Raw genomic sequence first — 1121 nt, 5'->3', positions numbered from 1 at the left:
ACTCGCTCCTCTCCATATAGAAGCAACTCTTTACCGGCAGGGCAGATACAGCGCTTGCGGCGCTTGTCGAACTGGAATTCTCTGGCCGGGATAACCTGTTTCACACCAACAAGCGTATCCCGGTGACGCTTGCCGTGCTTCTCTTTTTGCTTGGCGAAAGCTTTATCTCTGGAGCGGAACTGGTTGTCGGGTATATAGGCGTTGATACCTTCTTCTTTTAGGTATGCATTATTTGATTCATTGGAGAATCCGGTGTCTGCGGTGACGACAACCTGCTCGGTGAGTATGTCATCATGGATACCGGCTTTCCGGTAGCGGGCGGTAAGGCCATCGAGCACAGGCTTTAACGTATGGTGTTCCTGGCCCTCACCGAAGGCTTGGGCTTCAACAATGATCTGATGTTTCTTATCAACTGCGGCTATGCCGTTGTAGCCCTGAATGGTCCCCTTGCTGGTGGTCATCTTCGCCGACTCGTTGTCGGTAATATTACTTTTGACTTCTTTCGGTTTTTTGCCTTGCCCCATCCTTGGGGCTGCTGTCTTTAGGAACTGATCAATCTTTTCAAAGTGCTTTTGCAAGGTTTCAGTGGCCTGTGCTAGTGCCTGCTTGCGCTCCCTCTCTTTTGGCTTGCGGCCATCGAGCTTTTTGTGCTCCTTGAGGCAGTGGCGTATTTTCTTGCGAATCTTGGCCTGCTTCTGTTGCAGCTCTTTGAAGGTACCAGAGTGCTCTTTGCTGGCATTGGAGGGCATCTTGCAGCCATCAATGGCAAAGAGTTCGTTGCCAAGCAACCCCTGCTGGTCGCAGACCATCAATACCTGTTCGAAGATGGACTCAATGGCATCCGGATAGCTGCTGACGAAGCTGGCAATGCTGGTGAAGTGCGGCACACTGTCACAGGACAGCGCCTTGAAAATAATGTTGTGCTCGCACTGCCATCGAATCTCTCTACTGGAAGTTATGCCTTTTGAATAAGCGAACAAAATGATCTTCAGCAGAATGGCCGGGTCGTAGGCTGAGCGGCCGCCGGCATCATTTTGGTACTTATCGTAGAAAACGGAGAGGTCGATATGATCGTCGATCAGGTGATGGAGGGTGAATTCGAAGGTGCCAGGCTGTAGCTG

Annotated in this window: 1 protein-coding gene; it reads right to left on the bottom strand. The window is 51.0% G+C overall.

The genetic code is table 11. From position 1 onward, the window contains the following. The coding region (locus BUC36_RS18530) for a transposase (RefSeq protein WP_073277988.1) at positions 1–1121 on the bottom strand (1121 nt) is incomplete at both ends.

This window comes from Microbulbifer donghaiensis (assembly GCF_900129095.1).
GTDB classification, from domain to species: Bacteria; Pseudomonadota; Gammaproteobacteria; order Pseudomonadales; family Cellvibrionaceae; genus Microbulbifer; species Microbulbifer donghaiensis.
The sequence above is the reverse complement of the archived record's forward strand: the minus strand, read 5'-3'. Positions and strand labels throughout refer to the sequence as shown.